We start from the raw sequence: 13,805 nt of genomic DNA, 5'->3' as shown, positions 1-13,805 counted from the left end.
AATAATAATAATTTCTAAATTTAGACAAAATTTGAATTTGTGAGAAAAATAAAATATAAAAAAGGCAGAAAAGTAATCCCTAGTTTTTTTGACTATACTGGAGTTCACAAGCAAATAAAAACAGAATTGCAATTGTTTGTTTATGATACTAACGATATTACGGAATTTGAAGAATTAAACGTTCATGAAATAGGCTCAAATGTAGATTTGAATAAAGTAAATTGGCTTAATGTTCATGGATTAAATAATATTGAAGTTATAAAATCAGTTGGAGACTATTTGAAAGTAGACAATTTTATGCTTGGTGATATTTTAAACACTACAAAACGAACCAAGCTAGATGAATATCACGATGTGTTATTTTTTAATATCAAATCGTTGTTGCCAGTTGAAAACTCTGATAATATTAATGTCGAGCAAATTAGTTTCCTTTTAAAAAATGATATTTTGGTTTCTTTTCAAGAGAAACGCAGTGATTTTTTTACTCATATTCGTGAACGCATTCGAACTCATTCAGGAATTGTACGTGAGAAAAAAGCAGACTATTTACTTTATTTATTGTTAGATGCTGTAATGGAAAATTTCTACATTACTATAGAAAACGAAGAAGATAGAGTAGAAGAGTTGATTAATATTTCTAAAACAAGTACAAGTCCAGAAATTTTAATTCAAATTGAAAAACATCGTGACAACTTTAATTTTCTAAAACGTTCTATCATTCCATTAAGAGATTCTTTGTATTCTATAAAAAGTATGAAAGACGACAATGTTTTTAATAGTATTGAATTAGAAAATTACAGTTTCTTTGATCGTTTGCATCAAAAGTGTTTAGAACTTTTGGAACAAATAGAATATGATTCAGCTTCATTAGATAGCGCTTCTAACTTTTATTTTTCAACTCAAAATCACAAGTTGAATGAAGTAATGAAAACATTAACTGTGGTTTCGGTGTTTTTCATGCCTCTAACTTTTATTGTTGGAATTTATGGAATGAACTTTGACAATATGCCTGAATTGCATTGGGAATATGGTTATTTTATTGTTCTTGGATTCATGTTATTATTGCTTTTGGGAATGATTTATTATTTTAAAAAGAAGAAATGGTATTGATTGTTTAAAAAGTAGTTAATAATTATTTGAGAATTATTGCTCATAAGAAAATTATCAATTACCTTTGACCTGTATATACATTAAATTCTGTAAAACATGTTTACTTTACAACAGTATTTAGGCTTCTTACTTTTCTTAACCATTTTAACCATTGGTTTTTGGTTAATGATTTTCTTAATTCACTTCGTATTCTATTGGATATTTGGTGCTACAAGAGAGTTGTTGAAAGAAAGAAAAGCTAACAGAGAATTAGAACAAGCTTAATTGTTTTGTTTTAAAAATAAAAAAGTCCCAAGTAATTGGGACTTTTTTTTATGCAGTTTGGTTATTATTAACCTGGATAATCTCCACCACCTTCGTCTTGATTTCTCTTAGGTTGTCTATCTCTTTCATTTTTAGGTTTGTTGAAACGGTAAGTAAACGAAAGCGTTACTTGACGTACTCTCCATTGCATTTCAGCATAAGAGTTTATAAAATTAGGAATATTAGTTTCCATAATTCTTTTTCTAGAATTAAAAACGTCACTTACATTTAAAGAAAGTGTTCCTTTATCTTTAAGAACATCTTTACTGAAAGCTAGATTCATAGCAAAAACACCTAAACTTCTACCTTGAGCATTGGTTTGCGGACCATTATAGGTTGCATTGGTTTGCCAATCAATCTTTTTAGGCAAAGTTACTTTAGATGTTAGTCTTGCTGTCCAAGCGGTTGCAACGTTATCAAAGTTTTGAGTTACCTGATTGTTTAAGAAATTAGTGTAAGTAAAATCTCCTTGCGTTTCTACTCTAAATAAATTGAAGTTGGTGTTTAATTTCCACCATTTGTAAGGAGAATAATTTAAAGTGAATTCAAAACCAGCTCTATATTCTGTAGCAAGGTTTATTGGTGAACTTAAGATAACTGGAATTCCATTTACAAAAGCACCAGATTCTTTTCTTACAAATTGAAATGCATCAGTTGTTTTATTTACATATAATGAAGTATTTAATGTAAACTTCTCCCAACTTTTCAAGAATCCTAAATCTATAGCATCTGTAAAAGCTGGATCTAAATCAGGATTTCCTTGAAAGATATTGATGTTACTTGAGTAGTTACTAAAAGGATTAATTTGTCTTCCTCTTGGTCTTTGAATTCTTCTGCTATAGCTGATAGAAGCATTTGTTTTATCTGATATTTCATAAGTAAAGAAAGCACTTGGAAAGAAATTATTGTATCTTTTGTTATTAAAATCACTTGTTGTAATTTGATTTACATCAATATTAGAATCTTCCCAACGCATACCTAGTAAAACCGATAATTTTTTTACTTTAAATCCATATTGTGAATAAACAGCATGTACTTTTTCTTTATAAACTAAATTATTTGTGAAAAAGGTATTTACAACTCCTTCATTAAAAACAGTTACATCAGTACCTTGTTCTAAAAAATCACCACGATATCCAGCTTCAAGTTGCATTGACTTACCTAATGGCAAAACATAATCTGCTTGAATTAAATTACGACTTTGTCTTTGAATATTAACTGTTGCATCAGTACCATCTTGACTATCTATAATTGTTGCTATGTTGTCATCGTTGTTTTTAGAAAACTGAGTATCTATAGTTAATTTATGACCATCTTTTTTGAATTTTTTCAATAAATTAGATGAAAATTCAATGTTTTCACTTTTCCCATCTTCAAAGTTAATACGTATTTGTTTGTTATTCAAACTCGAATTAGCATATTGTCTATCAAAGAAAACATTATCTTGGTTGTCACCAGATATTTTACGATAGTTAACCGTATTAGTCCAAGTAGTATTTTTGTCTAAAAACCATTCAGCACCAAAGTTTCCGTTGTAACCTTTATTTATTCTATCATTATCTCTTGTTTCATTAATAAAATTAGGAGAAGATGCACCAACATTCAAATAATTAGTTTCTAACAAAGAGTTACCAGGATTATTTCTGTAATTATAACCTTGTGTTGTAAATAAGTTGAATTCGCCTGTTTTGTAATTCAAGTTTCCACTTAAACCATGATTATCAGGATAACCTGTTGTTGCTATTATTACTCCATTTAATCCGTTGGTTTTACCTTTTTTAAGGATGATGTTTAATAAACCTCCACCACCTTCAGCGTCATATCTTGCTGATGGATTGGTAATAACTTCAACTTTATCAATGGCATCAGCAGGAATCATTCTTAAAGCATCATTGATATTAATGGCGTTAGAAGGTTTTCCGTCTATAAGAATTCTAACATTTTCGTTTCCTCTTAAACTTACATTACCTTCAGCACTTACTGCAACAGAGGGAATATTGTCTAAAACATCACTTACTGTTCCTCCTTTTACCATTAAATCTTGTCCGACATTATAAACTTTTTTGTCTAGTTTTATTTCAACAGATGTTTTTTCTGAACGAATTACTACTTCATCTAGTTTTGTAGCTTCAGCTTCAAGAGAAATTGTGCCTAAATTTGTGTTTTCTTTGATAACTTTTCCTTTAATTTCAAGCGGTTTGAATGAAATAAACTCTACTTTTACATTATATGTTCCAGGAGATGCATCAAAACTAAAATCACCTTTTGCATCGGTAATTCCACCAGCAGTAATTTTGTTTGTTGTAGTATTTACCAATGATATTGTAGAATATTCTAATGGTTGATTACTTACTTTATCAACAATTTTCCCTGTTATTCTTACCTTTTTACCTTCAGGTTTTTGTTGCGAATAATTTAATAGAGTCGTTAATAACAAAGCTAAAGTTAAAAAGAATTTAATTTTTTTCATGATTTGATGTTTATATTTCACAGTTCTCATTTGACTGCAAAAATAAACTTTCGTTTAAGCAACAAATCACAAAGGTTTGTTAAAAGTAAAATTGAATTAATCTAAATAATTTCTTTAACTTTTTCAAATGGTCTAGCGATGACGGCTTTATCACCATTTACAGCAATCGGACGTTCCATTAAAATAGGAAAATCAACCATAGATTGAATGATTTCTTTATCGGATAAAGTTTTTCCTTTGAAGTTTTCAATCCAAATAGATTCTTTGGTTCTAATTAATTCTATTGGTTTGAGTTTTAGTTTTTTTATTAAATTACTTAACTCATTGAAGTTTAATGGTTTTTCAAGATATTTAATCACTTCAAATTTATGATTAGAATTTTCTATAAATGCCAAACATTCTCTAGATTTTCCACAACGTGGATTATGGTAAATTGTTATCATTTTTTTTTCTGTAAATTAAATGAATATTGCAATAAATATAGTATTTTAGTAAAAAATAAATTTAACAGAATTATGTTTATAGAACAAGGCGTAAAGAAAGAAAATCCTTTTTGGAAATATATTGTAGGATCTATTTTAATCATTTTAGCTTCAACTATTGGTCAAATACCTTTTGGTATTGCCGTTTTGATGAAAACCATGAAATCTGGAACAATGCCAACCGATAGTGCTGGAATGTTACGTGTTTTGGAATCTAATTTATCTTTGTTTTTGATGATGCTTTCGTTTGTTTTTGCATTATTAGGCGTTTTTATCGTAATCAAATATTTTCATAAACAAACCATTTTAGAAGTAACTACATCAAGAAGTAAAATAGATTGGAGTAGAGTGTTTTTCTCTTTCGGATTGTGGGCTGTTTTTACAATATCGAGTGTTTTGTTGACTTATTATTTAAGTCCTGAAGAAATGATTTGGAATTTCAAACCTATTCCATTTGCAATTTTAGTGCTTATCGGAGTCATTTTGATACCAATTCAAACAAGTACTGAAGAATATGTATTTAGAGGTTATTTGATGCAAGGATTTGCTAATCTCTCTAAAAACAAATGGTTCCCATTGCTAATGACTTCTGTAATTTTTGGAACCATGCATATTTTCAATCCAGAGATTGATAAAATGGGAAATATTGTTTTGGTTTATTACATCGGTACTGGTTTGTTTTTAGGAATCATAACTCTAATGGATGAAGGAATGGAATTGGCTTTAGGATTTCATGCTGCGAATAACTTGGTGACTGCATTATTGGTTACTTCAGATTGGTCGGCTTTGCAAACGAATTCCATATTTAAAGATATATCTGATCCATCGGCTGGACTTGAAATTATTATTCCGGTTTTTGTGATTTTTCCTTTACTATTGCTTTTGTTTAGTAAAAAATACAAATGGTCCGATTGGAAAGAAAAATTGACTGGAGATATAAAATATAAAACAACAATTAACGAATTAAATAATGATTAATCCAACTTACGATAACGTTCACAATCATTTTAAATTAAATGGTTTCCATCTTAACAAAGAAGATTTGTGTCGTGTGGCTTATAGTTTTATTAAAGAAGGTGACGATTGGGAAAAGCCTGTAGGAGATTTTCTTTTAGATTGGTTTGATGGAAAAACCTATATCGAAATGAAAACTTCGGGTTCAACAGGAACACCAAAAACCATTCTTGTAGACAAGCAGGCCATGGTAAATTCTGCATTAGCGACAGGAGATTTCTTTGATTTGCATTCTGGAAATAGAGCTTTACAATGTCTTCCAGTGAAATATGTTGCCGGAAAAATGATGTTAATTCGTTCTATAATTCTTGGATTGGATTTAGATTATGTTGCACCAACTTCTAATCCAATGGAAAATTTGGACGATACTCATTATGATTTTGTAGCAATGGTTCCAATGCAAGCACAAAGTTCATTGAAAGAACTTAAAAATGTTAAAAAGCTTATTGTTGGTGGCGCAAGAATTAGTAAAAGTTTAGAAAAAGAGTTGATGAAGCTTCCAACTGAAGTTTATGAAACTTATGGTATGACTGAAACCATAACGCATATTGCTGCTAAAAAAGTTGGTGAGAAGGAGTTTACAGTTTTACCACATGTTACAATTAGTTATGACGACAGAAATTGTTTGGTTATTCACGCACCACAAATTATTGCAGAAGAAACTGTTATTACTAATGATTTGGTAGAATTAGTAAACGAAAATCAGTTTTTGTTTTTAGGTAGGATTGACAATATTATCAATAGTGGTGGCGTTAAAATTATGCCCGAACAAGTAGAGAAAAAACTTGACGGAAAAATTGATAGAAGATTTTTCATCGCATCAAAAGATGATGCAGAACTTGGTGAAAAAGTAGTTTTAATAGTTGAAGGTGAATCGTTTGATATTGACAAAGCTATTTTTGAAGGTTTAGACAAATACGAACGTCCAAAAGAAATTGTTTTTGTTTCTAAATTCAAAGAAACAGAAAACGGAAAGATTTTGAGAAAAGAGAGTTTGGTTTAAATTATTATATCCGATTTTATAAAAAAATCAATACCTTTGATATTACAATAATTTAATTATGGAAAATTGGCAAAAATACATCTTTATTAATCCTGAAATTAGGAGTGGAAAGCCATGCTTGATTGGTACTCGCATTACAATTTCAGATGTACTATCTTATTTGGCATCAGGAATGTCATTTTCAGAAATCATAGAAGATTTTCCTCAGTTAGATAATGATAAAATTGTTGCCGCTTTGTCATTTGCTGCACACCGAGAAAACATCACTAAAATTGCCATTGCCTCGTGAAACTTCTTTTAGATGAAAATCTATCGTGGCGAATGGTTAATAAACTAGGTGTAGTTTTCCCAGAAGTTGTTCATGTAACATCTTTAAATATTTCGCAACCTGCAAGTGATATTTCTATTTGGGATTTTGCTAAGAAAAATGGTTATACAATTGTTAGTAAAGATGATGATTTTGAGAAAATCGTTCTTTTAAGAAAAGCTCCACCAAAATTATTGTTTCTAAAAACTTATAATTTGAATACTGAAAAACTTGTTAATTTAATTATTGCTAATAACATAAAAATTAAAGAGTTTATAAATTCAGATGAGAATGATATTTTTGAAATTTTTGGAGAATAGCAATTTACTAAAAAGTATAAAATCATGATTATAGAAATTGCAAAATGGACTCTAATTGTATTTGGAGTCTTTTTTATTTTTGTTGGAGGTTTGATGTTTTTTAAACCAAAAACAGCTAGAGCAACTTTAAGAAAAGCAGGAAGTACCAACTTAATTAACTATGGTGAAATTACCATTAGAATGATTCCTGCAGCTGCATTGATTATTTATTCAGATTATTCAAAATATCCTGAAGTTTTTAAAGTATTTGGTTGGTTTATGTTGGCGACCTCTCTGGTACTTTATTTTGTTCCCAAGAAATTGCATCATGGTTTTTCAAATAAAGCCGCTGATATTTTAAAGCCAATTTATTTTCAATTGATTTCTCCATTCTCAGTTTTAATTGGAGTAATGATTATTAAATCAATTATTTAGGTAAATTTTTTATAATTTCCAAACATGTACAAAAAACTCATTATTCAAAACTTCAACTTCATCTAATGATTTGATTTTGAATTTAGATTTTTTCCATTTGTTTGTTGGTTCGATTCTAATTTCTTTACCGTTTACTTTGATATCTATTGGCATATTGAAATCGGATACATCGGTTTTCCATTGAAATTCCAATTTCTTTTTATTCAGTTTTATTTCTATTGCAGGAATCTTTTTGTAACTCAAATATTGATTGAAGATAGGAGTAAGATTCATGCTACTTTCTTGATTGAAAAAGGCAATCACAGTTGGTGTATCAATAATTTTGTGACGATACGTTTCAGAGTATTTTAGGATAATTTTCCACCATAATTCATCGTTATTTATTACATGACGCAAAGTATTTAAAAGCAAAGCACCTTTTGGATACATATCGCCTGAACCTTCATGATTTACGCAACAAGTACCAATAATTGGTCGGTCGTTTCTCACGTTTAGTTTTAAACCTTTGGCATATTTCATGGCTTTTTCATAGCCAAACTGACATTCAATATAGACCAATTCTGTATATTGAGTGAATCCTTCGTGAATCCACATATCAGCAATATCTGATGATGTGATGCTGTTTCCAAACCATTCGTGACCACTTTCGTGAATAGTGATATAATCAAAAAGTAAACCTACGCCAGACATAGATAAGTCACTTCCCATATAACCTTTTTTGTACTTATTTCCGTAAGCTACAGCACTTTGGTGCTCCATACCTAAATAAGGAGTTTCAATCAATTTGTAGCCATCTTCAGCAAAAGGATATTTCCCAAATTTGGTTTGAAAACAATCCATCATTGGTTTTACTTCTTCAAAATGTTTTTTTGCAATTTCTTCATTGTCACGCAACACATAATAATCTAAATCTAAACCATTGTGATTGTCGTGAATATGAGCATAATCGGCAATATTTACAGTAATATCATAATTGTTTATCGGATTTTTAACTTCCCAATCCCATCGTGTATATCCATTTTTTAAATCTTCACTTTCGATAAATCTTCCATTAGAAACATTCATCAAACCATTTGGAACAGCAACTTTTATGGTCGAACCCAAATCAGGTTCATCGGTTTGTGAATCTTTTACAGGATACCATAAACTTGCTCCAGTTCCTTGAACAGCAACTCCAATCCAATGTTTTCCTTGTTTGTCTTTTTTGAAAACAAAACCACCGTCCCAAGGTGCATTTTTAGCAACTTTAGGTTTTCCTGAATAATAAAAGCGAATTTTTTCAGAAGAATTTACAGTTAAACCACTTGGGAAATCAATAAAAACGGCGTCAAATTCACGTTTGTATTCTAGTTTCTTATTGTTGTGAATGATACTGTCAATTTGCATGTTTTCAAACAAATCGACTTGAATTTTTGAAGAATTCTCAACTACTTTAAATGCAATTTCATTGTAACCCACAATCGTTTTTTCATCAGGATTTATTTTGATATTCAAATCATAACGTTGCACATCATAGCAAGTTCTTTCTTGACGCAAGCCACCTTGAAGCGAATCTCTACGCGTAAAGTTTTGAGAAAATACTGCTTGAAAACCAATTAAAGTTAAACCAATGATAAAGAATTTTTTCATGATGATGTGATTTATAATTGATTAGTAGAAGGTTTTTGGGATTTGTTACTTAAAAAAATGATAAACACAAAAGTCACAAAAGAATTTCTAAAAAAAACTTTTGTGACTTTTGTGTTTAAAACATTAAACCTGAATCACACCCAAATTAAATTTCTTCTCAATAGGAGCGTGGTTAGCTGCCTCTATTCCCATAGAAATCCATGTTCTAGTTTCTAATGGATCAATAATAGCGTCAGTCCAAAGTCGTGATGCTGCATAATAAGGAGAAACTTGAGCATCATATCTTGCTTTGATTTTATCAAATAATTCTTGTTCTACTTTTTCGTCAACGGTTTCGCCTTTTGCTTTTAGTGATGAAGCTTCAATTTGAGCTAATACTTTTGCAGCTTGCGTTCCACCCATAACAGCCAATTCGGCACTTGGCCAAGCAAAAATTAATCTTGGATCATAAGCTTTTCCACACATAGCATAATTTCCTGCGCCATAAGAATTTCCAACAACCACTGTAAATTTAGGAACTACAGAATTGGAAACGGCATTTACCATTTTGGCACCATCTTTAATAATTCCGCCATGTTCTGATTTTGAACCAACCATAAATCCAGTAACGTCTTGAAGAAAAACTAACGGTATTTTTTTCTGATTACAATTGGCAATAAAACGAGTTGCTTTATCTGCAGAACTTGAATAAATAACACCTCCAAACTCAATTTCACCTTTTTTGGTTTTAGAAACCGTTCTTTGATTAGCTACAATTCCAACAGCCCAACCATCAATTCTTGCATAACAAGTAATGATTGATTTTCCGTAATCTTCTTTATACATATCCATTTCTGAATTATCAACCAATCGTTTGATAACTTCCAACATATCATACTGATCAGAACGAGATTTTGGAATAATTCCGTAAATATCTTCTTCATTTAAGGCAGGTTTTTGAGGTTTTTCTCTATTGAAACCAGCTTTTTCATAATCACCAATTTTTCCAACGATGCTTTTTATTCTATCTAATGCGTCTTTATCATCTTTTGCTTTATAATCGGTTACACCAGAAATTTCACAATGTGTAGTTGCGCCACCAAGTGTTTCATTATCAATATTTTCACCAATGGCAGCTTTTACTAAATAACTTCCTGCAAGAAAAATACTTCCAGTTTTATCTACAATCATGGCTTCATCACTCATAATAGGAAGATATGCACCACCAGCAACACAACTTCCCATAATAGCAGCAATTTGTGTAATTCCCATGCTTGACATAATAGCATTGTTTCTGAAAATTCTACCAAAATGTTCTTTGTCTGGAAAAATTTCATCTTGCATTGGCAGATAAACTCCAGCAGAATCGACTAAATAGATAATAGGAAGACGATTTTCCATAGCAATTTCTTGTGCACGAAGGTTTTTCTTTCCGGTAATTGGAAACCATGCACCAGCTTTAACAGTGGCATCATTGGCAACAACAATACATTGTTTTCCTGAAATATATCCAATTTTCACTACAACTCCGCCAGAAGGACAACCACCATGTTCAGCATACATTCCGTCTCCAACAAAGGCACCAATTTCTATGCTATTTGATTTGTTATCAAGTAAATAATCGATACGTTCTCGTGCAGTCATTTTACCTTCTGCATGAAGTTTTTCGATTCGTTTTTCACCACCACCAAGTTTAACTTTGGCGAATTTTTGTTTTAAATCAGATAATAAAAGTTTGTTATGATCTTCGTTTTTGTTGAAGTTTAAGTCCATAAAATTTGATGCTTATTTTGTTTTTGCTAAAGTACGAAAACGTTTGAAAAAACAGAATAGTTCTTTAAAAAACAGAAATAAATTTATTTACCTAGTTTTCTTGTAACTTAACATTCTCTTAATATTAGTTGAATACATTTGCATAAAATTTTATACCTAATGACACTAAATAGTATTTTTCAATTTTTTGTACCGAAAGATAAAAAGTTCTTTCCTTTATTTGAACTAGCAGCTGCAAATTTAATTATTCTTGCCAACACTTTACATGAAGCAGTAAATGCACCAAAAGCAGAACGTGAAGAATATTTTAAAAAAATTGAAGAACTTGAAGCTACAATTGAAGAAATCACACACAAGACACACTTAGAATTGAGTAAAAACTTCATTACTCCATTTGATAGAGAAGATATTCATGCTCTTATTAAATCTATTGATAATGTTGCCGATAATATGCATGGTGCAGCAAGTAGAATCAGATTATATCAAGTTGACAAAATCACTAAATCAATTAGAAAATTAACGGAGATAAACTTGGAAGCATGTCAATTAATTGGTGAAGGTATCAAGCAATTAAAAGATATGAATAATATCAAAATGATTAAGGAAACTTGCAAAAAAATCAATAAACTTGAAAGTAAAGCTGATGTAGTTTTTGATAAAGCTGTAGCTGATATTTTTGAAAATGAAACCGATGCTAAAAATATCATTAAATATAAAGAAGTACTTTCAGCTTTAGAAATGGCATCTGATAAATGCAAAAGTGTTTCTAACGTTATGGAGCAAATCTCTGTTAAACATTCATAAATAATTTTATCTAAAATTCTATATTTATGGATTTTACTTTACTTATTGTAATCATATTTCTTGCCTTAGTATTTGATTATATCAATGGTTTCCATGATGCAGCAAATTCTATTGCTACAATCGTTGCCACTAAAGTTTTGACGCCTTTTCAAGCGGTTCTTTGGGCTGCATTTTTTAACTTTCTTGCTTATTGGGTTTTCGGATTTGGAGTAGCAGATACAGTTGCAAAAACAGCACATACAAGCAGTATTGATTTAACTGTAATTTTAGCCGGTGTTATTGCTGCAATCATTTGGAATATTATTACTTGGTTAAAAGGAATTCCATCATCATCTTCACATACACTAATTGGTGGTTTTGCTGGTGCAGCTGTTGCTCACGGATTTTCAGGTGTAACCGACATTGAGCATGCAGGATTCAAAATTGTAAATTGGTTTAAAGCAGCAAAAGAAGGCGAGTTATTGCCATCGGGTGTATTTATAGTTATTTTATTTATTGTTTTGGCTCCATTGTTAGGAATGATAATATCGTATTTCATTTCTTTATGGTTGATGTATTCTTCTAAGAAGAACATTTATCCAAAAATATTCACTATTGTTTTAATGCTATTAGTAGCTTGGTTTTTAGTATCAGTAATGGTAAACTATGAAGATATTAAAAAACCAAGATTTGAAAGTCATTTTTGGAGTGTAGTTACAGAACCACATAATATTAAATGGTTTTTAGTTGCTTTTATATTTTATAGTTTGGCAATTTTTAATTTATTATTCAGTAGTTTTTCTACAGCTACTGCCGAAAAGGTTTTAAAGAAAATGCAACTTTTATCTTCGGCAGCCTTTAGTTTAGGACATGGAGGTAATGATTCGCAAAAAGTAATGGGAATTATAGCAGCTGCAGTTGCTGTATTTATAAAAGATAATCCAAATTTTAATTTATCAGGATTTTGGTTAGATTTAAATGTAAAACTTCCTTCAGATTCTAATGGTGTTCATTTTGATGGAGTTATGCCAGAATGGATTCCACTTACATGTTACACAGTTATTGCATTAGGAACATTAAGTGGTGGATGGAAAATTGTAAAAACAATGGGTTCAAAAATCACGAAAGTTACGGCTTTTGAAGGAGTTGTTGCTGAATCTGCAGGTGCATTAACGTTGTTTACAACAGAGCATTTCAAGATTCCGGTATCAACAACTCATACTATTACAGGATCTATCATTGGAGTAGGAGTAACTAAAAGAGTTTCTGCTGTTCGTTGGGGAGTAACTGTAAAATTATTATGGGCTTGGGTGCTAACTATTCCTGTTTCAGCTGTTTTAGCTGCTATAGTTTATTATTTTATAAATTTATTTTAATTGTTAAAATAACTTATTTTACAAATACTACTAGTTAAAATATAATATTAAGTTTTATTGCCCAATGTTAAGTTTTCACCAAAATCGAAAACTTAACATTGGGCAATTGTTTTATATTGTATTTTTGTTAACGTAAAATTTACATTGAATTTACGTTTAATAAATACGAAAACAACCTCACAATGATAACTAAAAAAGAAAACACAGAAGACAATAACTTGGAAACGAATGAAAATTTGCAAGAATCAACAGCTATTGTTGTAGATTCTAAAGAAGAAGTAGTTTCTGAAAAACCAAAAACACGAACAAGAGCGACTAGAACTTCAACAGTTAAAGCAACTCCAACTCGAACAAGAACAAAAGTTGTTAAAGAAGCAACAGTAACAGAAGCTAAAGCAGAAGAAGTTCTTGAAGAAACTGTCTCTGTAAATAGCGAAAACACTGAAATTATGAAAGACTCAGAAAAAGAAAAAAAATCTAAAGCTAAAGACAAAGAGAAAAAAGAAAAAGACAAAAAGAAAGCTAAAGCTAAGAAAGACAAGCAAAAAGAAAAAGATAAAGAGAAAAAGAAAAAAGCTAAAAAGAAAGAGAAAGCTAAAAACCAAAAAGCAAAAGACAAAGCGAAAGCTAAAAAGAAAGAGCAAGCAAAGAAAAAAGCTAAATCTAAAAAGAAAGCTAAGTCTAAAAAATAATAATAATAAAAGCCGATGAAATTCGAGGGCACTGAAAAACATCGTTTATTTTGATTAGCACCGTTTTTTAGAGAATAAAAAAACGCTTATAGTAGGATTTTATACATCCGTTATAAGCGTTTTACTTTTTGCAACTGTTTTTTATTGTAG

The 13,805-nt window shown here is 30.3% G+C and carries 14 protein-coding genes; 10 read left to right on the top strand and 4 right to left on the bottom strand.

Translation table 11 applies throughout. The features are described from left to right. The first annotated feature begins 39 nt into the window (after positions 1-39). Positions 40-1,110: a magnesium/cobalt transporter CorA gene (gene corA, locus ACIQ06_RS13655; RefSeq protein WP_396147220.1), complete on the top strand. Its 1,071-nt coding sequence runs from the start codon at positions 40-42 to the stop codon at positions 1,108-1,110. Between the two features lie 96 nt (positions 1,111-1,206). Then, on the top strand, positions 1,207-1,374 hold the full coding sequence (locus ACIQ06_RS13650) for a hypothetical protein (protein ID WP_344816299.1): 168 nt from the start codon (positions 1,207-1,209) through the stop codon (positions 1,372-1,374). 67 nt (positions 1,375-1,441) lie between these two features. Here ACIQ06_RS13650 and ACIQ06_RS13645 read toward each other — a convergent pair whose 3' ends face one another. Continuing rightward, complete coding sequence (locus ACIQ06_RS13645; RefSeq protein ID WP_396147218.1) at positions 1,442-3,883, bottom strand: TonB-dependent receptor domain-containing protein; 2,442 nt, start codon at positions 3,881-3,883, stop codon at positions 1,442-1,444. 101 nt (positions 3,884-3,984) lie between these two features. After that, a complete protein-coding gene (arsC, locus tag ACIQ06_RS13640; protein WP_396147216.1) occupies positions 3,985-4,326 on the bottom strand; it encodes an arsenate reductase (glutaredoxin) in 342 nt (113 codons plus the stop codon). Between the two features lie 72 nt (positions 4,327-4,398). Between arsC and ACIQ06_RS13635 the strand changes: the two genes are divergently transcribed. From ACIQ06_RS13635 to ACIQ06_RS13615, 5 genes are read left to right on the top strand one after another with little or no spacing between them, the layout of a single operon-like run. Further along, complete coding sequence (locus ACIQ06_RS13635; protein ID WP_396147214.1) at positions 4,399-5,343, top strand: lysostaphin resistance A-like protein; 945 nt, start codon at positions 4,399-4,401, stop codon at positions 5,341-5,343. Next, positions 5,336-6,382, top strand: a complete 1,047-nt coding sequence (locus ACIQ06_RS13630; protein ID WP_396147212.1) for an AMP-binding protein — start codon at positions 5,336-5,338, stop codon at positions 6,380-6,382. The genes ACIQ06_RS13635 and ACIQ06_RS13630 overlap by 8 nt, the downstream gene beginning before the upstream one ends. Before the next feature lie 58 nt (positions 6,383-6,440). Further along, positions 6,441-6,671 (top strand): DUF433 domain-containing protein, encoded by a 231-nt coding sequence (locus tag ACIQ06_RS13625; protein WP_396147210.1) that lies wholly within the window; start codon positions 6,441-6,443, stop codon positions 6,669-6,671. Further along, the gene (locus ACIQ06_RS13620) at positions 6,668-7,009 is read left to right on the top strand and encodes a DUF5615 family PIN-like protein (RefSeq protein ID WP_396147208.1); all 342 of its coding nucleotides are present in this window, start codon (positions 6,668-6,670) and stop codon (positions 7,007-7,009) included. The genes ACIQ06_RS13625 and ACIQ06_RS13620 overlap by 4 nt, the downstream gene beginning before the upstream one ends. Before the next feature lie 24 nt (positions 7,010-7,033). Further along, positions 7,034-7,423 carry a hypothetical protein gene (locus tag ACIQ06_RS13615; protein ID WP_396147206.1) on the top strand — a complete coding sequence of 130 codons (390 nt, stop codon included), beginning with the start codon at positions 7,034-7,036 and terminating at the stop codon, positions 7,421-7,423. A 9-nt stretch (positions 7,424-7,432) separates the two neighbouring features. Here the strand turns inward: ACIQ06_RS13615 and ACIQ06_RS13610 are convergent, their stop codons facing one another. Together ACIQ06_RS13610 and ACIQ06_RS13605 are read right to left on the bottom strand one after the other, a co-directional pair. Further along, positions 7,433-9,052, bottom strand: coding sequence for a M1 family metallopeptidase (locus ACIQ06_RS13610; RefSeq protein ID WP_396147204.1), 1,620 nt, complete (start codon positions 9,050-9,052; stop codon positions 7,433-7,435). 123 nt (positions 9,053-9,175) lie between these two features. Further along, the gene (locus tag ACIQ06_RS13605; RefSeq protein ID WP_396147201.1) at positions 9,176-10,804 is read right to left on the bottom strand and encodes an acyl-CoA carboxylase subunit beta; all 1,629 of its coding nucleotides are present in this window, start codon (positions 10,802-10,804) and stop codon (positions 9,176-9,178) included. A gap of 159 nt (positions 10,805-10,963) precedes the next feature. Between ACIQ06_RS13605 and ACIQ06_RS13600 the strand changes: the two genes are divergently transcribed. From ACIQ06_RS13600 to ACIQ06_RS13590, 3 genes are all read left to right on the top strand, one after another. Then, complete coding sequence (locus ACIQ06_RS13600; protein WP_396147199.1) at positions 10,964-11,608, top strand: DUF47 domain-containing protein; 645 nt, start codon at positions 10,964-10,966, stop codon at positions 11,606-11,608. A 26-nt stretch (positions 11,609-11,634) separates the two neighbouring features. Beyond that, the gene (locus ACIQ06_RS13595; protein ID WP_396147197.1) at positions 11,635-12,963 is read left to right on the top strand and encodes an anion permease; all 1,329 of its coding nucleotides are present in this window, start codon (positions 11,635-11,637) and stop codon (positions 12,961-12,963) included. Positions 12,964-13,145: 182 nt separating this feature from the next. Next, a complete protein-coding gene (locus tag ACIQ06_RS13590) occupies positions 13,146-13,655 on the top strand; it encodes a hypothetical protein (protein WP_396147195.1) in 510 nt (169 codons plus the stop codon). The last annotated feature ends 150 nt before the right edge of the window (positions 13,656-13,805 follow it).

The sequence above is a fragment of the Flavobacterium sp. genome, assembly GCF_044341265.1.
Classification (GTDB): Bacteria; Bacteroidota; Bacteroidia; order Flavobacteriales; family Flavobacteriaceae; genus Flavobacterium.
Note: the sequence above shows the minus strand (reverse complement) of the source record. Positions and strands in the feature narration are given on the sequence as shown.

Excerpts from the sequence above, each read along its gene's own strand:
- ACIQ06_RS13650 (WP_344816299.1), top strand. The coding sequence starts at position 1,207 with ATGTTTACTTTACAACAGTATTTAGGCTTCTTACTTTTCTTAACCATT.
- ACIQ06_RS13645 (WP_396147218.1), bottom strand. The coding sequence starts at position 3,883 with ATGAAAAAAATTAAATTCTTTTTAACTTTAGCTTTGTTATTAACGACT.
- arsC (WP_396147216.1), bottom strand. The coding sequence starts at position 4,326 with ATGATAACAATTTACCATAATCCACGTTGTGGAAAATCTAGAGAATGT.
- ACIQ06_RS13635 (WP_396147214.1), top strand. The coding sequence starts at position 4,399 with ATGTTTATAGAACAAGGCGTAAAGAAAGAAAATCCTTTTTGGAAATAT.
- ACIQ06_RS13630 (WP_396147212.1), top strand. The coding sequence starts at position 5,336 with ATGATTAATCCAACTTACGATAACGTTCACAATCATTTTAAATTAAAT.
- ACIQ06_RS13625 (WP_396147210.1), top strand. The coding sequence starts at position 6,441 with ATGGAAAATTGGCAAAAATACATCTTTATTAATCCTGAAATTAGGAGT.
- ACIQ06_RS13615 (WP_396147206.1), top strand. The coding sequence starts at position 7,034 with ATGATTATAGAAATTGCAAAATGGACTCTAATTGTATTTGGAGTCTTT.
- ACIQ06_RS13610 (WP_396147204.1), bottom strand. The coding sequence starts at position 9,052 with ATGAAAAAATTCTTTATCATTGGTTTAACTTTAATTGGTTTTCAAGCA.
- ACIQ06_RS13605 (WP_396147201.1), bottom strand. The coding sequence starts at position 10,804 with ATGGACTTAAACTTCAACAAAAACGAAGATCATAACAAACTTTTATTA.
- ACIQ06_RS13600 (WP_396147199.1), top strand. The coding sequence starts at position 10,964 with ATGACACTAAATAGTATTTTTCAATTTTTTGTACCGAAAGATAAAAAG.
- ACIQ06_RS13595 (WP_396147197.1), top strand. The coding sequence starts at position 11,635 with ATGGATTTTACTTTACTTATTGTAATCATATTTCTTGCCTTAGTATTT.
- ACIQ06_RS13590 (WP_396147195.1), top strand. The coding sequence starts at position 13,146 with ATGATAACTAAAAAAGAAAACACAGAAGACAATAACTTGGAAACGAAT.